The organism is Anaeromassilibacillus senegalensis (assembly GCF_001261775.1).
Lineage (GTDB): Bacteria > Bacillota > Clostridia > Oscillospirales > Acutalibacteraceae > Anaeromassilibacillus > Anaeromassilibacillus senegalensis.
The window spans coordinates 417,216-436,920 of sequence record NZ_LN868535.1; the positions used below are offsets into that span (position 1 = coordinate 417,216).

Consider the following 19,705-nt stretch of genomic DNA (forward strand, 5'->3'; position numbering starts at 1 on the left):
GAGACCATATGGCAAAGATACAGTGGAAAGATAACTATATACTCGCCGGGTTACGACAGAGGCCTCAAATTTCCGTACCAAAGCAATATATTGGCGCGCTTCGAGAGGAAATCAAAAATGTAAAAGAAAAAATCGTTTCCGGCAAGCAATCTGTTATTGATAATGTGGACGCGCTTGTTTCAAACGCTGGCGGAATAGCAGAATGCAACGGCTCCCCTGTTGGCGATTTACACCGCCAACAGGGGAGCCGTGTTTACATTGTTCACTTTAGAAAATCGGATTTACTGCCGCTTTGATTCCCACAGCGCTGTAAACTCTTCCGCCGGATGCTTGGACACAATCATCTGGGACGGAATATCCGGGAACGCGGGCGTTTCAAACACAAGCTTTCCTTCCACCATCCAGACCCGGTATTCCGCCACGCCGTTCTTCGCGTCCACGGGGCCAACGGAAATGATATAGTCCGGGTGGTCCGCGTCCACATCGCCGTCGAACGCTTCATACTCGTTGACCAACGCCATGAACCGCACCTGCAAATCGGAATCCGTGGTGGAAAGCACCTGTTCCGTCCGATCACTGGAGTAGATTTCCAAATGGTTTTCGTCCACATGGCGGCAGGCGGTACAGCAGAACATGCATGCAACAACTAGGAGCGACAAGGCCAATCTTTTCATACAAAGCCTTCTTCCTCTGTACGTCTTTTCGTTTCCATCAAATGTTTGTAACCCTCACGCTTCATTGATGTGGAAATTTAAAAAGAACATGGTATTCTATTTCCGAGGTGAATTGCCATTGGATTACTTACGCAATAGAATTCGGGAGTTACGGATTGACAACGACCTGACCCAGCAGCAGCTTGCGGACATCCTGCATGTGTCACAGAGCACCTACTCCTCTTATGAACTGGGCGTTTACTCTATTTCGGTCCAGGCCTTGGTGACGCTGGCAGCATTTTACCAGACCAGCACGGACGATCTGCTGGGCGTTTCTCCCGTGTCCTCCAGAAGAAAAAAACTGTTCGAGCAATTGCGGAAATAGGGTATGCCCGGCATCTTCATTATACCCATCTGGAAAATTTTAGCAATTTGTTTTTATGGTTTCATACCGCCCCGCAGGAATGGTAAGGTATAAGGGAACGAATCCCACAACAATACAAACAGACAGGAAGATGCTTTATGAAACACAACCGTTCCCGCTTGCAAGCCTTTTTAAGCCTGGTTCTTTCCCTGTCCCTGCTGCTGCCCGCGGCGGCAGGCCCGCTGGCGATGGCGGAGACCGCACCGGAGATTGAACCGGCGCCCGTTGCATCTGTCAAAATCGCGCTCACCCCGGACCAGATCACCGACGAATCCATCGCGTTTATCGCGGACTCGTACATCACCCCGGCACAGGTTTTGCTGGACGAGCAGGACAAGCTGCCGGACACGCCGGACGAAAAGTTGCCGGAAGCGCCCACGTCGCGCAACTGGAGCCCGCTGAAAAAGAACGACTACTGCCCGATCTCCTGTTACATCGATCTGGGCGCGTACTACTTCATCACGGACATTGGCCTGTTCGACAACAATGGTTCGTGCGACGTGACGTTCCGCACGGGCGAACCGTTCCAGTGGGAGGACGCATTCACCGTGACAACCAACATGTATCGGGCGTGGCGCGTGTTCCCGGTTGAGGCGGAAAGCACCCGCTATGTGCAGATCGAGGCCAACTCCTGCGACGGCGGCATGAACGAACTGGCGCTGTACGGCTACCGCGACGACTCCAAAGAGGTCACGGACGACGGCTATGTTTCGGAGGAAAAGCCCATCACAACGGCGGACGCGGCTTCGGGCGTGAACGCCTTCATCGACGATCCGCTGGACATTTTGCAGACGCTCGGCAACGTGCGCGAGTACCACAATCTGACTTTTACCACCAAGGACGGCCTGAACTACTTCTCGCCCAGCGCCAACGGCTACTGGGATTTTGACGCGTACTACCGCGACCTGTATGAGCGCGGGGTGGAGGTCATCCCGTGCATTCAGGGAACGGCAGACTGGATTCTCGGTGACGGCGGCAAATACGAGAGCAGCAACAACATCCCGATCCCCGCCGGGGCGGACGCGTCGGACCCGCTGTCCTACGAGGCGCACGCCTCCGTGATGTACCAGTACGCGGCGCGCTACGGCGCGGAGCAGGTGGACGAGAGCACCCTCATTTTGGGTGAAAACCAGGAGCCGAAGACCGGCCTTGGTTATTTGCGCATCTATGAGGATTTCAACGAGCAGAACAAGGACTGGGAGGGCAAAGCCAGCTACATGACCCCCTACGAATACGCGGCGATGTGCTCCGCCGACTACGACGGGCACGAAAGCGCGCTGGGGGACACCTACGGCATCGCCAACGCGGACCCGGCGGCAAAGCTCGCGATGGGCGGACTGGTCGGCAAAAGCGTGATCCCCTATCTGAACGCCATGAAGTTCTGGTTTGAACACAACCGCAGCGACGGCAAATTTGTGCCGGACATCATCAACTTTCACAAATACGTGACGGAGGACTGTCCGGAGGAATCGGACTTCAAGCCGTATCTGGAAGAGCTGGCATCGTGGCGCGACGAAAACCTGCCGGACAAGGAGCTGTGGTGCTCCGAATTTAACGTCGTCGCGTCGGACAAGGTCAAGGAGAGCGTTTCCAACCGCGAGAACGCGGACTATCTGGAAGCGCGCGGCAGCCGGTTGACCCGCGCCTATTTACTGGCACTTTCCGCGGGCATCGACAAGCTTTCCATGTTCATGAGCCGCGACACGAGCTGGGGCGTCTACGCCGACGATGGCCTGGTGACGGAGAAGGGCGCGTGGGTGAAAAAGCCCGCGTGGTACTACGTGTCCACCATGAAGGACGCGCTGACCAACATGGTCTTTGATGAAGTCGTCTGCGAGGACAACAATCTCTATATTTACAAATTCCGCGATGCGGACGACTCCTCCAAGGAGGTTTACGCGCTCTGGAGCCCGACCATCGACGGCTCCGCGATCGACGGGTACACGCTCGACGTGGGCGGCGCGGAGAAAGCCACTTTGACGGAGCTGGAACCCGGCTTCTCCGACGGCGTCAAGCGTCATTTGGACATCACAGACGGCACGGTTTCCGTCGACGTGAGTGAGCGCCCCATTTTCGTGACGGTCAGCGGGAACGAAGTCCTGCGCCCCGACCCCACGATGCAGAAAATCCCGGTTTCCCCGGAAATGATCGCCACCGACGACACATACATGCAGAGCTTCCAGAACCTGTTCGACCAGCAGGACGATGTGCCGCGCGGCCCGACCATGGCGCTGGACAAAAACGTGAAATTTGAAACCTCGTTTGGCAACTACCATCATGTTCCTTTTCCGATCAGCGCGACCATCGACCTTGGGGAAGAATACGTGATCACGCACATCGGTTTTTACGACACCTACGGCACCGGCAAGATCGAGCTGCTGGAGGGTGAACCGGGCAGCTGGAACGAGGACACGGCGGTTTCCTACGGATTAAGCACCTATATGAGCTGGAAAGTGCTTGAAACCGACCTACGCACGCGCTACCTTCAAATCAACAAATACGACAACGCGGAGCTGACGCAGATCGGCCTGTTTGGCTACCGTGTGTCCGAGCTGGACACGGAAACGCCCATCGATACCACGCCGCGGCTGCTGTCGCTCAGTCCGGCGGACATTGCGCCGAACAAGGAGAAATACGCGGACGACGTGCGGAAGTTCCTTGACGAGCAGGCCCTTGTTCCGGAATTCCCGGACGGAAAGCTGTTGTCCGCGCCCGTCACGCGCCACCAGTCCTACTGGGGCAAAAGCGCCGACTTCCCGATGACCGGGATCATCGATCTGGGCGGGGAATACGTCATTACGCACATCGCGTTCTACGACACGTTCGACGTGGGGCGGATTGATTTTACCGCCGGAGACGGTGAGAACTGGGACACGGACCACACGCTGACCAATGGGTTGGGGTATTACCAGCACTGGACGGTGCTGGAAACGAACATGCGCGGCACGCATTTGAAGGTCGATAAATTTGACAATGCCGTGGTGAATGAAATCGCGGTCTATGGCTACCGCGTAAAATAGTGGAAAGAGGGGCGTGTTGCAGAACCGCCCCTCTTTTCATTTACCTCACAGGTAATAGTTAAAACCTGTTTCCCCACCTTTTAGAAAGGTGGGACCTGCGGTCAGCTCGCGCCTACGGCGAGGATCATTTTTTACCTGACAGGTAATGATTAAAATGCGTTTTTCCGCTTTTCTAAAAAGCGGCGGGATCAAAGGGCAGAGCCCTTTGCCGTTCTCCGCAGAGAACGGAACTCTCTTCCTGAGAAGAGCGAGTGGGAACGAGTGATATGGTTCTTTGAGAGACATTAAGCTGCCTCTGGGGCTTTTCTGTGGTTCCCCGGCTTCCGCCGGGGATGTACGTCGCTTTGAAAAGCGACGGCAAAGACTTTTTACTTTCAAAAAGTAAAACAAATTTTTATCTAATAATTTTCACATTATAGGAACAATGTGGTTCTTTGCTTTAGAACGCAAAAGCAACTTTGTTGCGAGCAATGTTTCTGTCAAAGCTTTTATTCTGTTTCATGTACAGCTCGTTTCATAAGAAGTTTATATTTACGTGTTTAAACTGGGCAAAACGATTAATTGCGCGTGCAATCATATACCCTTTTCCGCTTTTGAAAAAGCGGGAGAAAACCGCTGGTTGCCCTCATGCAGGGTGATGTGAACCCAAAAGATTAGACAGCAAAGTACGCAGAAATTATATCGGAAAAACGAGAACGAAACGAACAAGGACTAAGCCCCCGAAGCCGAAGTTTTATGCGGTCATGGTTATAATAATCGATATAGCATTCCAATTCAGAAACAAACTGTGAAACACTTTGAAAGGTATTTGTGGACCAGAGTTCTGACTTCAAAACACTAAAGAAGTTTTCAGCCATTGCATTGTCCAAACAGTTTCCCTTGCGTGACATGCTCCGCCGAATCCCCTTGTCCCGCAGCATCTGATCATATGACCGCATCTGGTACTGCCATCCCTGGTCCGAATGAAGAATTAAATTCGTGTTGTCTGGAGTTTTAGAAAAAGCTTTCTCCAGATTCCGGGTAACTAATTTGAAATCTGGATTGGCACCAATGTTATAGGCAACCACTTCATCATTAAAAAGATCCAGGATTACAGAAAGGAATATTTTTTCTGAACCCAACCGGAATTCTGTTACATCCGTTACCCATTTCTGGTTTGGACGGAATGCAACGAAGTTCCTTTGCAACAGGTTGGGTGAGAACGACCCCACGCATCCATGAAACGCCTTGTAACGCTTTGTTCGGACTTTACAGGTTAAATCCATCTCTTTCATCAGCTTGCGGACCGTTTTGTGGTTTAGACGCCAACCTTGACTGCGCAATTCCACTGTTGTCCTGCGGTATCCGTAACGGCCCTTGTGCTTTTGACATATGAAACCGATGGCTTCCCGGGCATCTGCATATTTATCTGCTCTTTTCATCGCTTTTGTTTGATAGTAGAATGTGCTGCGGGCAATCCCTGCGATGCTCAGCAAATCTGACAGCTTGTATGTTTGCCTCAGTTCATGGATTATTCTGATTTTTTCGTTCGCTTTTGCCTCTCCTGAACCAAGGCCTGCAATTTTTTTAAATATGCATTCTCCATTTCCAGCCATTCTACCCGTTTTTCCAGATCTTCCTTTTCTTTTTCTGTCAGCTGCCTCCTCCGTCCTTCCGGATTTCCTCCCCGACGGTCCTTATACAGACCTTCATATCCTTCTTTTTCATAAATCTTTTCCCATTTTCTCACGACTGAACTGCACTTTATTCCATATCTTTTCGCTGCTTCCCGCTGACTCATGTGCTCTTTATGCATGCTTTCCAATACTTCCTGTTTGAATGCCCCACTGTACTTTCGATATGTCTTTTTTTCTTCCATATCGTTCACCCCTTCTTATTTTACCACTTTTGTCCAACTTTTGGGGTGCATTGCAGGGCGGCACTTACTTTTCGTCTTGCCACAAAAGTAAGCAAAAGCACGCGTAGGGGGGCGCGAGAGCTGGGCTCCGGATGAGTTCGACTCACGCCCCCCTACACCCCCGGTATCCTCATATACCTGAATAGCTCAGGGAGAGCCGTGTGCTTTTCATTGCCGGGGGAGCTTTGGCTTTCTGCTTTTGCTTTAGCCTTACTGTGGTTGTCGGCTGAGATGTCACACGGGAGCTGGTACTTTCCGTCGCGGGCATCCGTGGATCTGTGCTTGAATAGGCGTCCGCCCGCGCCGTCCCGACCGGAGGTCAGCCCCCCTACACCCCCGGTATCCTCATATACCTGAATCACTCAGGGAGGGCGGCGTGCTTTTCATTGCCGGGGGAGCTTTGGCTTTCTGCTTTTGCTTTAGCCTTACTGTGGTTGTCGGTCAGGTTTGCTTTTTACGGTTTCCTGCGTTTGCCAGCTAAAACTTATTATTTATAAGGACGTTGTCAGGTAAAATCCTTTATACTCTTTATATCATCCGGCTTTGGAGAAACCCGCCGTCAGGCGGCAACACTTTTGCATCAGGAAGGCAGGGAAATACCATGTATGAAAGAATGCTGGACAAGCAGACCGTTCCAACCGTCGAGGAGATGACGGCCTTTTGCGGGGAGACCGCGCCGCTGTTCGCGCAGCTCAACGAGTGGCTGTCGCAAACCTGCGGCACTGAGACAAGCGTCGTATTTCCCTACGGCAACCAGTACGGGTGGGGCATTGCGCACCGGAAAAAGAAAAAACTGTGCTGCAACATCTTTGCGGAAAACAACGCGTTTACCGTGATGCTGCGCTTGTCGGACGCGCAGTTTGCGTCCGTCTACGGGCAGGTGCGGGACGGCACGCGGGAACTCATCGACGGGCGGTATCCCTGCGGCGACGGCGGGTGGATTCATTACCGCGTGACCGGCAGGGAAGAGCTGGACGACGTTCAAACTCTGCTGGCGGTCAAGTACGCCATCTGAGCCGCCGTTTCTTCCGATTGAAACCGGGCTGGTTATTCCTCCGTTACTTCCCCGTGGATACAGACACGCCCGCCGTCCGGGCACTTTGCGTCAAATTGCTTTGCGCGTTCCGTCCCGTAGTCGAGGTCCGCGCCGTTTTGCAGGGCGTACATCAGCGGATAAATGGTATTCCACAGCTCATGGCACAGGGGCGGACAGAGTTCCTTTACGAAAAACACGTCCCCTTTTTGATGGTATCCGCACCTGCATGCGCTGTCCGTTATGGTCAATTTCACGGTCGCCATTCAGGATTCCTCCATCTGCGGCAATTTGATAACGCCGGTCAGCTCCCTGATCTGCTGACGCAACGCGTTGTAAAATTGCGAAATATGGGCTCCGTCCACCAACGCGTGGTTGCACAGCACGGATACGGGAAGCAGCCGTTTGGAATCCTGTTCAAAAAATGCGCCCCATGTGATCCTCGGGTTGCTGTCCGCCGGCATGGGGACCGGCTGTACCAGCGAGGTATAGGAGAGCCAGGGCAGAGTGGATATAAAGATCAGCTCGTTTCCGTCGTCCTGATCCTGTACGCTCCTATCCCGTTTGGCTTCCTCCTGCGACCGGACGGCATCGGGCAGATACGCGCGGAATGGCAGGTCGCAGTTAAGCGTACAGTAACAATAGGTTCCATCGTCCAGCGCAACGGTGTGCGACGTTTTACAATGATCATATTCTACGATCCCGTCGCCTGAAATCCGCTGCCGAAACTCCGGAACCTGATTCGCCGCACGCGCAACACAGTAAAGAAAGGTCAGGAAAAAGGGAAGCTTTTGCGCCTTGACCACGGCATACAGTTCTGTGATTTCCACATTGACACTTACCCCCACATACGGGTAGGCCAGGTTTTTAAAATATTGAAAATGGTCTTTTCTTTTGTACGCATCCATGTCGATATTGTGATAACACATATGCAAATTCCTCCTGCTCTGCGGTTGGACGCCGTATATTGTCCTGACGCGGACACGTCCTGTTTCTGACAGTGTAGAGGATTCCACACGGCTTGTCAATGCGTCGTTTTTCTATGTATCAACGCTGGATTTCAGCCCGGAATCCAGCGCGCGTATCCTTTAAAAACAAAGAATAACGGCTTGCCTCTTACCCAGGCAAGCCGTTATTCTTCCCGCAACATGGAGATGTGGTTTTTGATCAATTCGACCTTCCGTTCCGATAAGCCGCTGACGTCCACCGTCTTTTCACTCACGTCATAGAACCTGGAAACAGGTACGTGAAAAAAACCCGCCAGCCTCACTAAATTTTGCGGCGAGATATTTGTTCTTTGGCTTTCGTAATTTGCAATGGTCGACTGCGGTATCCCCACCGCTTCGGCTAAGTCTTTCTGGGAAAGCTGCCGCGCTGTCCTTAATTCATATAAGGCTTGGCTGAATGTTGGATAGATCATTGACGCTCACTCTTCTCCAACATCAATTCTACAGAAAATCTTAACCGAAGTGCGGATAATTTTATGCTTAGATTGGAGTATTTTGGCATTTTTCTTGAATTTTAAATATTTTTAGAATAAGATAAGTCTGCTTCTCATTGAAATTGCCTTTATTTAAGTATCGCCAATGTGAGAGGGGGCCGCTTTGTTGAAGCTTCTCATGCAGATCGAAAATATCAAAGAAGAGATGGACCGGCTGACAACCTGCATCCTGAAACAGCAGAAACCCCTGTACACCAGCAGGCACTATCAAAAGCTCCTGCGGCTCAGCCGGCGGCTGGACATGTACTATAAGGAGCTTTCCCTGATCAATCCGGAGCTGTATTTTCGGATCATGGAAGCCAACGTGACAAGGAGCGACATCGTCCAGCAGGTCGCAAAGGAGAGACAGTCCAAATAACACACTGAACGCCAGCGCGCGGCCCACGGAGCAACCGGGGCCGCGCGCGCTTTTTCGCGCCGGACAGAGATGAAACCCGGGTGGCGGGTTCCTCCCTTTTGCATATTTTGATAGCAAGGACATTCATGTCCTCAGATAGGGAGGCTTTTGCCGTGAATATATATCCCAACGAAATCAGACAGCCGAACGGCTGCTGCTGCCCCTGCCCCTGTCCTGTTCCCTGTCCCGGGCCGACGGGACCTACCGGCCCAACTGGGCCAACCGGACCGACCGGGCCGACGGGTACAGGAGCAACGGGGCCGACCGGACCGACCGGGCCAACGGGGGCAACCGGCAGTACCGGCGCAACCGGGCCGACCGGTACAACAGGCCTGACCGGCGCGACCGGACCGACGGGGCCAACCGGCGCAACCGGCTTTACAGGCTGTCTCTTCTACCCCTCTCGATGGGTATAAGAGACCGGGTCTAGGACACCAATTCATCTTTTATCCACATCTGGACGTGAATAAGGCACGGGGCCCAACCGGTTGGGGGGGGGGAGCGGCCGGGCCAGCGGGAGCTACCGGCGCGACGGGTGCGACCGGTTCCACGGGGCCAACCGGCACAACGGGCGCAACTGGATCCACGGGGCCGACTGGCGCAACGGGCATAACCGGAGCCACGGGGCCGACCGGCACAACGGGCATGACCGGTTCCACGGGGCCAACCGGTGCAACAGGCATGACCGGAGCCACGGGGCCGACCGGCGCAACCGGCGCGACCGGCGCGACCGGACCGTCAGATAATACGAATTCTGGCTGTTGCGCCTGCAAAGAGCAAATGAGAAATATCATCCAACAAATTATCACGCTATATCCAAATAACAACCTGTTTGTGACTTTGGACAGCGGCGATGCGGTTGTTGGACTCCCCGGCTCTTTGATATTGGGGCCAGACGGCCGCACCGGTGTATTTCAAGTGACAAATCCGCAGGATTTCCCGCAGTATTTGTCTATATGCAGTATCGACACGATTAGAATAGACAACGCAACGTATAATGACGCCATTGTTTATCTGCCAGAACCGACTCCCGTTCCAACAGACTGCTGCGCTGATTGCGAAGCAACCATTCGTTCTCTTTTGCCTGTCGGAACCAACGCGAATATCATAACAAGTACGCAGCCCCCAACAGTGGGAACGGTCATAAGAAATGAATACGGCATGATCGTACTTGCCAATGAAACGGCTGCCACTATAACCTTTATATCATCCTGTAGTATCGATCTGTTTTACACTTAAAACGATCAGCGGGCGGCTTCTGGAACACGTTGCAGGAGCCGCCCGCCCTTTTTGTCCGGGCCGCATGCCGGTGCGGCATTTTTCCTGTGACCATATCTCCCTTTCCGCATATTCTGATAATAAGGACAGTTATCTTGTTTGACAGGGAGGTTTTGCAATGAATATCTATCCAAATGAAAGCTTGCAGAAGAACTGCTGCTCGCCCTGCTATGTCCCCTGCCCGTACCCCGGGCCGGAGGGGCCAACCGGCCCAACCGGGCCGACGGGGCCAACGGGACCTGCCGGAGGGCCAACCGGGCCGACCGGATCGACGGGAGCCACCGGCGCGACCCCCCGACGTGGTGATCAACCAGCCCGGCGTTTACCAGGCGACGTTCCAGGCGACCGCCACACCGGCCCCCGGCGCCACGATTCCGGCGACGGCGACGGTCCGCCTGTACCAGGACGGCGTCCCCGTGCCCGGCGGAACGGCGACGCATACGTTTACCTCATCCAACGAGATTGCCACGTTGTCCTTCAGCATCCCGTTCCGGGCAACGGCTACGCCTTCCAATATCACGGCGGTCGTGGAAACGGACGACATCACCTTTGAGAACACGGCAATGACCGTGGTCCGCTTGGGCGACGCATAACCGCTTCACCAGACATGCAGCCAAACACACAACCGATGAAAAAAGCCGCTCCAGAAAATGGAGTGGCTTTTTTCGCGCGTTCGCGCTATACTGAAAGAACAAATATGCCTGTAAAGGGAGTGGTGAGGTGAAACGCTGCATAGCAGTTGCTGGAATAGCCGTCAAAGCCAAATAAAAAACAGGAGGAATTCCCATGGCTGTTCCAGAAAAAATTTATCCGCGCACCAACGACCCGGCGACGGTCTATTTAAAACCGGTGATTACCAACCCCAACATCCTTGTGGGGGAGTACACCTTTTACAACGACTTTGTTTCCGACCCCACGCAGTTTGAGAAGAACAACGTCCTGTACCACTATCCCGTCAACGGCGACCGCCTGGTGATCGGCAAGTTCTGCTCGATCGCCTGCGGCGCAAAATTCCTGTTTACCAGCGCCAACCACGCGCGCAAATCGCTGTCCACCTTCCCGTTTCCCATCTTTTTTGAGGAATGGGGGCTGGATCAAATGGACGTCGCGTCCGCGTGGGACAACAAGGGCGACATCGTGATTGGAAACGACGTGTGGATTGGGTACGAGTCCGTGATTCTGTCCGGCGTCCACATCGGCGACGGCGCGATTATCGGCACGCGGGCCGTGGTCACAAAAGACGTGCCGCCGTACACCATTGTCGGCGGCGTCCCGGCCAAACCGATCAAAAAGCGGTTTGACGAACCGACCATCCGGCGCTTACAGCAGCTCAACTGGTGGGACTGGCCCCCGGAACGGATTCAGCGCTTCCTGCCCCAGATCATGAACGGGGAAGTGGAGCAGCTGCTTCCCTGAGGGGCGCGTTTCCGTATCAACCCTGCAAAAAGATGGAGCAGGTACGCCAATGCGCGTGCCTGCTTCGCTTTTTTGTTCCCGCGCCCAGCGGCCCATTCCCGGGCGGCAGAACGCGGGGCATTCCATCTGCAAGGCAGTAACCGCAGCTTTTTCAAATTGGCGAATTTATACCAAATAGGGGAAAGAACGGCACAATCCGTCACATTTGAATTGCATTCGGCAGGTGGGAACGGTATAATGGTTGCAATACTGCCGTTATGATTCGGCAACGCAACCATATTCAGCAGGACCCCGTAAGGCGCGGAAAGGAAAACGGAACTCCTGTCCCCCTGCTTTTCTCAAAAAGATGATAGGAATGATCGTACATTATGAAAAAGAAAATGATCCCCGTGACCTTATTGGCCGTATTGCTTTTATCGGGAATATGGTTACTGTTGTCTGTACGCAATATCCATGGCAGCGCCCGGGCCGCCAACTGCACCGGCATGGTGCGCGAGGCATCCCAGCTGCTGGTCAAGGAAGAACTGTACGGAGAGCCAAACGACGCGCTGATCGACCGTCTGGACCGGATGATCGACGAGCTGGTGACCGGAGAAGGGGAAAACAACCTTGTCAAACTGGCCGATCCGGGCTATCAAGCCGCGCTGGGGACGCTGAGCGGGAACTGGCAGGCGCTCAAAAATGAGATTTTGCAGGCGCGGCAGAGCGGCAGCCAGGAGGCGCTCTACCGCCTGAGCGAAACGTTCTTCCAGGACGCCGACCGGGCGGCGTCTCTGGCGGCGGCATATACAGAGAAGCAGGCGCGCCAGGCGGCGATGCTGTTTTATGTCCTTCTCGGCCTGATCGCCGTGGGAACCTGCGTCTTCGCCGCTTATGCATATCAAAACCGCCGGACGCGCAGGCAGGCGGAGGCCGCCGCCGCGGACAAACAGAAGGAAAAAGAGACGCTGGAAAAAATGGCCGCCGCGCTCCACTCGCCGCTGGACGATCTTTCGGAACTGATGTACATAGCGGATCTGGAAACCTACGACCTGCTGTTTTTCAACAAAGCGGGCCTGCGGAACTTTGAACTGGATTCGTATGAGGGCAAAAAGTGCTATCAGGTGTTAAGAGGGCGGGACACGCCCTGTGAAGCCTGCAGCTCGCATGTATCCCCCGACGGCGACACCTACACCTGGGAGGACACCAACCCCGTCACAGGCCGCCATTATGTGTTGAAGGACCGGGAAATCCTGTGGGAGGGCCGCCCCGCGCGGCTCGAAATTGCCTTTGATATCACAGAGGCGGAAACCGAAAAGCAAAGCCTGCGGTATACCCTGAAAATGGAAGCCCTGATCATGGACTGTGTGCGCACGCTGTACCAGGGGCACAAGCCGGCGGAAACGGTCCCCAAAATTCTGGAGAGCCTGGGGCAATTCCTGGACGCGGAGCGAAGCTATATTTTCCTCGTCCACGACGGCCTCGCCTACAATGATTTTGAGTGGTGCAAACCGGGCATCACGCCGCAGCGGGACAACCTCCAGTCACTGCCGCTCTCCTTCTTCGACAGCTGGATGCCCCGGTTCAACCGGCGGGAATGCGTCCTGATTCCGGATCTGGAGCTGTTGAAAGAGTCTTCCCCGGAGGAATACGAGATTCTGCACAGCCAAAATATCCACAGCCTGGTGGCGGCCCCCATGGAATGCGACGGCGTCTTCTGCGGCTGTCTCGGCGTTGACAATCCGCCGCGGGAACGGCTGACCTATATCAGCACCATGCTGCAAACCCTGTGTTATTTCCTGATGCTCTCTATTAAACGCGCGGAGGATGAGGAGCAGCTCTCCCGCCTCAGCTTCCACGATACGCTGACCTCCTTCTTTAACCGCAACCGCTTTATCAAGGATTCGGATGCGCTGGAAAACTCCCATATCCCGGTGGGCGTCGTCTATCTCGACGTCAACGGCCTCAAGGATATGAATGATAAACGAGGGCACGCATACGGCGACAAGCTGCTGATGGAAGCGGCCAGGCGGCTCAAAGAGGTATTTTATAACGCGGACCTTTACCGGATCGGCGGCGACGAATTTGTTGCGGTCTGCCGGTATATTGAGGAACAACGATTCAACGAGCAGGTGCAGGAGCTGAAAAACCGGTTCCAGCAGGGCAGCGACTGCTGCGCGGCAATCGGCAGCCAATGGTGCGCGGCGCTTCAGGACATGAACGAAATCACCTCGCAGGCCGACGCGCGCATGTATGAGGATAAAAAGCTGTTTTATCGAAAAAATCCAACGTCCAAGCGCTACCGGCACCAAAGCGACGACCTGCTGGAGCTTTCCAACCCCAATATTTTGGAATCGGAGATCAATAAAAACCGTTTTGCCGTCTACATGCAGCCCAAAGTCTCTTCTGTCGACCGCACGGCAATCGGGGCCGAAGCGCTGATCCGCTATTACTCCGAAGCGGGCGTTCCGGTCCTGCCCGGCAGTTTTTTGCCTCTGCTGGAGGAGGCGGAGACGATCAGCCAGATCGACTTCTTCGTTTTTGAATCGGTCTGTTCCCGGATCAAACGATGGCTGGACACGGGGAAAGAGGTCTATCCCGTCTCCATCAACTTTTCCCAGCACTCGCTGGCCCAGCCGTCCTTTGTCAAACAAATCAGCGCCATCTGCGAAAAATACGAGGTCGCGCCCAGGTTTTTGGAAGTGGAAATCACAGAGATGGTTCTGGAATCCGGCGAATACGACCTGCTGGATTTGATCCATCAGCTGCGGCGGGCCGGTTTTATCGTCGCCCTGGCTAACTTTGAAACAAGCGCCGACGGGGTCCATTTCCTGAGCTCCGCGGAATTTGACGTTTTAAAGCTGAACAAAGCGATGATTGTAGACGTACTGCAAAACCTCGACACCATCTCATCCATTGTGGATATCTGCCATGAAAAAGGCATACGGCTGGTCGCGGAGGGGATTGAAACAGAAGAACAGATGTGTGAACTTTGCAAATGCGGCGTGGAGCTGCTGCAGGGCTTCCTGTTCAGCAAACCGATCTCCATGGAAGAATACGAGGAAAAGTATCTGTCCAAGCCGCTATTAAAAGAGTCTTAACGCAAAAAGGGCTGCCCGCATCGCGGGCGGCCCTTTTTCATGGACTCAAAAAACGCAGGCTGGTTGTACCGCGGCGTACCCGCTAAAACCGGCGGGGCAGGACGGTTTGCGCCGCAGCCCTTGTCCAGCCTTCCATTCCCGCCCCGCATCAGCGGGTGCGTGGCCGCACTTACTCTTCCTGATAAACAAAACAGTCTTTTACATGGTCATTTACCATGCCTGTGGCCTGCATGAACGCATAGACAATCGTCGAACCAACAAATTTAAAGCCCCTCTTTTTCAGATCTCTGCTGATTTGGTCCGAAAGCGGCGTTGTAGCCGGGATGTCCTCCATCCTTTCCCAATGATTTTTTACCGGCGTATGGTCCACGTATGCCCATAGGAACGCATCAAAGCTCCCGCATGTTTTCTGCACTTCCAAAAATGCTTTGGCATTCGTCACGGCGGCGTTCACTTTCAGGCGGTTTCGGATGATCCCCTTGTTTGCCAGCAGCGACTGTATTTTTTCTTCCTTGTAAAGCGCAACCTTACCCGGATCAAATCCATCAAAGGCTTCCCGGAACGCCTCCCGCTTTTTGAGGACGGTAATCCAGTTAAGCCCGGCCTGCATCCCTTCCAAAACCAGCATTTCAAATAACTTGTGATCGTCGTGTACGGGCCGTCCCCACTCATTATCATGGTAATCTATGTATATGGGGAGATTTCCCGCCCACGCGCATCTTATTTTTTCACACATAGCGCCGTCCCTTTCCCATCCATTTTTTGATATCGTACCATATTGATTGTGACATGTACAGGTCAAGTTTATCGATTTTTTCTGGATATGTCCCACGCACCCGGTTTTTGTGGAATCTGGTATCGCAAGCTCATCGCAGAAAATCACCGGATTTTGACAGACGGGAAAGGGCCGCCCGCAATGCGGGCGGCCCTTTTTTGCTGCTGGCACCGCTCAAATGCTGTTTTAAGCAAGGGGCGCCATTTTTTCGTTCAGCACCTGATATAAGCGCGCCAGGTCAATCGGTTTGGCAACATGGGCGTCCATGCCCGCGTTTTTGGCCGCCAGGACATCCTCCGCAAACACGTTGGCTGTCATGGCGACGATCAAAATACGCTTTGCCTGCGGATGGCCGCAGGCTCGTATTTCTCTGGCGGCCTCATACCCGTTCATGACCGGCATTTGGATATCCATCAGGATCGCATCATAACAGCCGGGCGCGGAAGCGGCAAATTGCTCCAGCGCCTGCTTCCCGTCATGGGCGGTATCCACCTTCGCGCCATATGCGGAAAGAAGCTCCACGGCGATTTCCCGATTGAGCTCATTGTCCTCCGCCAGCAGGAGCCGCCTGCCCGCAAAGGAATTTTCATCCAGAGACACCGCCTCCGGGGCAGCGGCTTCCTGCGCCTCTCCTTCCTGCATGGGCAGGTCCAAATCCACCATAAAGGCAGCGCCTTGCCCGGGCGCGCTTTTCAGTGTGATCTGGCCGCTCATGGCGGAAATCAGATTTTTGGCGATGGCCAACCCCAGGCCGGTCCCCTCGATCTGGCGGACCACCTCTCCGGGCGCCCGCTCAAAGGGGGTAAAAATATGTTTCTGCGTTTCCAACGGGATCCCGATGCCGTTGTCCGCAACCGTAAACCGGAAGGTCACGGAACCCGCACGCTGCTCCTGTTCCTGTGCGGTAAAGGAAACCGTTCCGCCCTCCGGCGTAAATTTCACCGCGTTCGATAGCAGATTCATAAAGATTTGATTCAGGCGCAGCGTGTCGCCCACCAGCTTTGTATGACGGACGTCAACGGTAAACGTCAAAGTCTGTTCTTTCGATTCGCACTGCGGCCGCAGAAGCGCCTCCAGCCCCTGAAGCAATTCGGAAAGGTCGAATGGTTCGCTGACCAGCGCCAGCTTGCCGCTTTCAATTTTGCTCATGTCCAGCACATCATTGATGAGGCCCAGCAGATGTCTGGAGGAAAGGTCGATTTTATTCAGGCAGTCCAGCACCCGCGCCCGGTCGTCCAGGCTCCGTTTTGCAATGGCGGTCATCCCCACGATGCCGTTCATGGGCGTGCGCATATCGTGGGACACACTGGAAAAGAAACTGCTTTTTGCGGCGTTGGCCTGCTCAGCCGCTACGACGGCAGCCGCGATCTTCTCCCGGTCCTGATGCTCCTGCGTCACATCCGTGACGGCATAGAGGCATTTCGGTTCCCCGCCCAGGAGGAACGGGCAGATCAATACTTTCAGCCACATATCCCGATGAAGCCGGTCGTTATAAGTGTGCATCTCCCGCTGGCATCCCTCCGCCGGCCACGGCTCCCACAAAAGCGCCTGCAGCTTATCCCTGAATGCGCTGGCCCGCTCCTGCTGCGCTTCCTTCTTCAGGAACTCTTCGGCGGAAACGCCCAGAATCCGTCCGCTGTTTTCAAACACATAATCCGGCGCGGCGGCCTTGTTGTTGAGGATGAAGATAACCGTATCCGTATTCTCCGAAATCGCCTGATAGATGTTCAAAAGAAAGCGGTCGTTTTCCTTCTGTTTGCGCTGCATGGACCAGTAGAAAAGCGAACCGGCTGCCAACGCCGCAATCACAACGGCGATGATAATGGAAGCCATGACCATCGCTGTCCGGATAATCTGGGCCCCGTCCTTTTCTACCGCGTCCAGAGAGACCACCGTAACAAGCTGCCAGTGCCGCTCCTCCTGTACCGGCTCAAAGCAAAAGAGCTGTTCCTTCCCATCAACACAGAAGACCACGGACCCGGTCGCCCCTGCGTCCAGCGCCTCAATAAAACGCTCAATTTTCTCATCGGAATTATCGGTATGTGCCAGAACATTGCGGATATTTTCATAGACCTGCTCATAGCTGTAGCGGACCGGCGGGATGACGATTTTACCGTTCCGCCCCAGAATATAACTGTACCCCTCTCCCAGATAGGTGGTTTCGCCGCAGGCCTTCTGCATGGAATCCGTGGGAAGGCTGGCATAGAGGATCTGACCGTTGAAAAGGACCATCCCAAACAGAACGATGCGGTCCCCGTCCACACTGATCAGGGTATTCGACATGGCAAAGCCGTCCGCCGCCGTCTGCCGTGCAAAGTCGGCTGGGATTCCTTTTAACAAATACGCGTCGGCTGACCCATATATTGTATTGCCCTGCCGGTCAATGATCGTCAAACCGGTGAGCGTGTAGTCTTTGTCAAACCGTTCCAGCAGGGAAGCCGCCGTCTGCCGGTCCAACGTTTCAAGAGAGGCCGCCAGGCTGCGCAGGTCCTTCTCCGCCTCTTCCAGAATGGCGGCAAGCATCTGGCTTTTGCTGTTTGTAATCTCCTGAATCACCTGGACCGTGGTGCTGCGTACGTTGGAACGGATCCCCTGGATGGCTATGATGCCGACCAGAAAAGAGCCTATAAATGAAGCGGCTATCACAACAGCGAGTACGATCCGCCAGCACGGATTCCCTTTCCGCTTTTCCCTCTTCAACTTGCAGCACCCCCATTTCCATTACGGCGTATTGGCCGCAACGGCTTCAAGCTGTATGCGGTCGTATTCCGCCGCCGCTTCCTCCGGCGTCGCCCCGCCGATGATATCCAGGCACAGCTGCCGGGTCGTTCCCCAATAATCGAAGCAGAGCGTCATATCCTCAATGGGGATCTGCCCCGGGGAACAGGTGTCGTCATAAAGTTCCTGAAGCCTGGGATTCCGGTCATATTCCTCATTCTGGAAGACCGGCATGATCCCGCCTGCGTCTTTGTTCAGCTCGTCCTTTTTATGTGTGGTCAAATACGCCAATACCTTCAGGGCCTCCGCCACATGCTGCCCCTTGGCGTTGACACAGATGCGGGTACTGATGGAAGGCAGGCTCACCGTGCCGTCCGGCAGGGCGGGAATCCCCTGCATGAGATACTCCATGTTTGGGGCCTCCCGCTCTATGTCGATTTCCTTTCCGGCTGGAAATACGATGAAAGCCGTTTTCTCGTCCCTGAAAGCCTCCCAGTCGCTGGTATTGGCCCTGATAGCATCCACACCCTCCACCGTCAGGCCGTCTCCGTAGTATCCCTTGTCCACCAGTTCTTTAAAGAAACGAAACCCTTCCAGCATATATTTGCTGATCCGGATGCTGCCGTCGTTGAGCCCTGCGAGAATTTCCTCGTGATTCTCCGCCTGATAAACGGGGTAGAGGCCCCGGGCCATCGCAAATACCGTCATGGCATACCAACGGTTGATGCTGATGGGCGTCACGCCGTTTTTCTTGAGGACCTCGCAGCAGTGTAAAAACGCCTCCGCATTTTTGGGAGGCTCCAGCCCATACCGGTGCAAAAGCCCTGCGTTGACATAAAGGCCGTAAGCCGTCATTTTAGTGGGGAGACAGTAGGCCGTTCCATTTACCATGGCCTGCCGCCTGGCGGACTCATTCAACTCCTGAAAGACCGCCTGTTCCGAAAGGTCATAAAAATATCCCTTGGCCTGGAGCTCTTTCACCGTATCCGCGTTGACCACAAACAGGTCCACTTCTTTTCCATTGTCCAGCCGGTTTTTCAGCGCCTCGTTATAGCCTTCCGCGGTGGAAAGCCCGCTGACCCGGACCTCAACGGCCTCGCTCTGGGCGTTATAGTCGGCAATCAAATCCCGGTAAAGGCTGGCGCTGGAGGACTCAAAGCCCTCGATCGTAGTAAACAGATTGATCAATATCTTGTCCGGCCTCTGAGAGACCAGCTGCATGTCATTGGAATGTCCGCCAATACCGCAGCTGGTCAAAAGCACCCCTGCCAGGGAAAACAGCAGCAACAGGCAAACAAAAGGTTTTTTCATCGTTTCTCCCTCTCAGCAAAAGGCTTTTACGGAAAACGAAGGCGCCTTGGCGCCTTCGCACCGGGTTGCTTCTTTATAAAGCGACGGCAAACTGAAATTTTGATCACATACCAATGAATTAAATTATAACAAATCCGAAGAGAGAGCGCAACAAACGAAGGGAATTTGTCGAAGAAGCAGCGTGCCGCATGGCGGTATAAGC

At 54.2% G+C, this 19,705-nt stretch carries 20 protein-coding genes; 10 read left to right on the forward strand and 10 right to left on the reverse strand.

What is annotated here, in order from left to right; genetic code table 11:
• Positions 1–8: 8 nt before the first annotated feature.
• Positions 9–296 carry a hypothetical protein gene (locus BN2106_RS02065; protein ID WP_050696908.1) on the forward strand — a complete coding sequence of 96 codons (288 nt, stop codon included), beginning with the start codon at positions 9–11 and terminating at the stop codon, positions 294–296.
• Here the strand turns inward: BN2106_RS02065 and BN2106_RS02070 are convergent.
• A complete protein-coding gene (locus BN2106_RS02070) occupies positions 282–674 on the reverse strand; it encodes a hypothetical protein (protein ID WP_050696909.1) in 393 nt (130 codons plus the stop codon). The genes BN2106_RS02065 and BN2106_RS02070 overlap by 15 nt on opposite strands.
• 118 nt (positions 675–792) lie before the next feature.
• On the opposite strand from BN2106_RS02070, the gene BN2106_RS02075 reads away from it, so the two are divergent.
• Together BN2106_RS02075 and BN2106_RS02080 are read left to right on the forward strand one after the other, a co-directional pair.
• Positions 793–1,038 (forward strand): helix-turn-helix transcriptional regulator, encoded by a 246-nt coding sequence (locus BN2106_RS02075; RefSeq protein WP_242846228.1) that lies wholly within the window; start codon positions 793–795, stop codon positions 1,036–1,038.
• A gap of 137 nt (positions 1,039–1,175) precedes the next feature.
• Positions 1,176–4,097 carry a hypothetical protein gene (locus BN2106_RS02080; RefSeq protein ID WP_050696911.1) on the forward strand — a complete coding sequence of 974 codons (2,922 nt, stop codon included), beginning with the start codon at positions 1,176–1,178 and terminating at the stop codon, positions 4,095–4,097.
• Between the two features lie 653 nt (positions 4,098–4,750).
• On the opposite strand, the gene BN2106_RS02090 is transcribed toward BN2106_RS02080, so the two are convergent.
• A complete protein-coding gene (locus BN2106_RS02090) occupies positions 4,751–5,692 on the reverse strand; it encodes an IS3 family transposase (RefSeq protein ID WP_082236322.1) in 942 nt (313 codons plus the stop codon).
• Positions 5,608–5,955, reverse strand: a complete 348-nt coding sequence (locus BN2106_RS15510) for a helix-turn-helix domain-containing protein (RefSeq protein ID WP_074017374.1) — start codon at positions 5,953–5,955, stop codon at positions 5,608–5,610. Before BN2106_RS15510 ends, BN2106_RS02090 begins: the two co-directional genes overlap by 85 nt.
• Before the next feature lie 640 nt (positions 5,956–6,595).
• Here BN2106_RS15510 and BN2106_RS02095 point away from each other — a divergent pair.
• Positions 6,596–7,009: a DUF3788 domain-containing protein gene (locus tag BN2106_RS02095; protein WP_050696913.1), complete on the forward strand. Its 414-nt coding sequence runs from the start codon at positions 6,596–6,598 to the stop codon at positions 7,007–7,009.
• Between the two features lie 32 nt (positions 7,010–7,041).
• On the opposite strand, the gene BN2106_RS02100 is transcribed toward BN2106_RS02095, so the two are convergent.
• The 3 genes from BN2106_RS02100 to BN2106_RS02110 form a co-directional block, all read right to left on the reverse strand.
• Positions 7,042–7,293, reverse strand: a complete 252-nt coding sequence (locus tag BN2106_RS02100) for a TIGR04076 family protein (RefSeq protein ID WP_050696914.1) — start codon at positions 7,291–7,293, stop codon at positions 7,042–7,044.
• On the reverse strand, positions 7,294–7,956 hold the full coding sequence (locus BN2106_RS02105) for a CatA-like O-acetyltransferase (protein ID WP_050696915.1): 663 nt from the start codon (positions 7,954–7,956) through the stop codon (positions 7,294–7,296).
• Between the two features lie 203 nt (positions 7,957–8,159).
• On the reverse strand, positions 8,160–8,447 hold the full coding sequence (locus BN2106_RS02110; RefSeq protein WP_050696916.1) for a helix-turn-helix domain-containing protein: 288 nt from the start codon (positions 8,445–8,447) through the stop codon (positions 8,160–8,162).
• 187 nt (positions 8,448–8,634) lie between these two features.
• On the opposite strand from BN2106_RS02110, the gene BN2106_RS02115 reads away from it, so the two are divergent.
• Both BN2106_RS02115 and BN2106_RS15515 read left to right on the forward strand, forming a co-directional pair.
• Positions 8,635–8,886 (forward strand): hypothetical protein, encoded by a 252-nt coding sequence (locus BN2106_RS02115; protein ID WP_050696917.1) that lies wholly within the window; start codon positions 8,635–8,637, stop codon positions 8,884–8,886.
• A gap of 152 nt (positions 8,887–9,038) precedes the next feature.
• Entirely contained in the window at positions 9,039–9,341 is a 303-nt protein-coding gene (locus tag BN2106_RS15515; protein WP_242846229.1) for a hypothetical protein, read from the forward strand.
• Positions 9,342–9,371: 30 nt separating this feature from the next.
• Here BN2106_RS15515 and BN2106_RS16665 read toward each other — a convergent pair whose 3' ends face one another.
• Entirely contained in the window at positions 9,372–9,719 is a 348-nt protein-coding gene (locus BN2106_RS16665; protein ID WP_242846230.1) for a hypothetical protein, read from the reverse strand.
• Between BN2106_RS16665 and BN2106_RS16670 the strand changes: the two genes are divergently transcribed.
• From BN2106_RS16670 to BN2106_RS02135, 4 genes are all read left to right on the forward strand, one after another.
• Complete coding sequence (locus tag BN2106_RS16670) at positions 9,706–10,164, forward strand: hypothetical protein (protein WP_242846231.1); 459 nt, start codon at positions 9,706–9,708, stop codon at positions 10,162–10,164. The two genes, BN2106_RS16665 and BN2106_RS16670, sit on opposite strands and share 14 nt — an antisense overlap.
• Before the next feature lie 338 nt (positions 10,165–10,502).
• A complete protein-coding gene (locus tag BN2106_RS16390; RefSeq protein WP_050696918.1) occupies positions 10,503–10,796 on the forward strand; it encodes a hypothetical protein in 294 nt (97 codons plus the stop codon).
• Between the two features lie 193 nt (positions 10,797–10,989).
• Entirely contained in the window at positions 10,990–11,619 is a 630-nt protein-coding gene (locus BN2106_RS02130; protein ID WP_050696919.1) for a CatB-related O-acetyltransferase, read from the forward strand.
• A gap of 368 nt (positions 11,620–11,987) precedes the next feature.
• Positions 11,988–14,699 (forward strand): sensor domain-containing diguanylate cyclase, encoded by a 2,712-nt coding sequence (locus tag BN2106_RS02135; RefSeq protein WP_050696920.1) that lies wholly within the window; start codon positions 11,988–11,990, stop codon positions 14,697–14,699.
• A 169-nt stretch (positions 14,700–14,868) separates the two neighbouring features.
• Here BN2106_RS02135 and BN2106_RS02140 read toward each other — a convergent pair whose 3' ends face one another.
• The 3 genes from BN2106_RS02140 to BN2106_RS02150 form a co-directional block, all read right to left on the reverse strand.
• Positions 14,869–15,435 (reverse strand): DNA-3-methyladenine glycosylase I, encoded by a 567-nt coding sequence (locus BN2106_RS02140; RefSeq protein ID WP_050696921.1) that lies wholly within the window; start codon positions 15,433–15,435, stop codon positions 14,869–14,871.
• A 225-nt stretch (positions 15,436–15,660) separates the two neighbouring features.
• The gene (locus BN2106_RS02145; protein WP_050696922.1) at positions 15,661–18,174 is read right to left on the reverse strand and encodes a hybrid sensor histidine kinase/response regulator; all 2,514 of its coding nucleotides are present in this window, start codon (positions 18,172–18,174) and stop codon (positions 15,661–15,663) included.
• Positions 18,175–18,195: 21 nt separating this feature from the next.
• Positions 18,196–19,503, reverse strand: coding sequence for an ABC transporter substrate-binding protein (locus tag BN2106_RS02150; protein ID WP_050696923.1), 1,308 nt, complete (start codon positions 19,501–19,503; stop codon positions 18,196–18,198).
• Between the last annotated feature and the right edge of the window lie 202 nt (positions 19,504–19,705).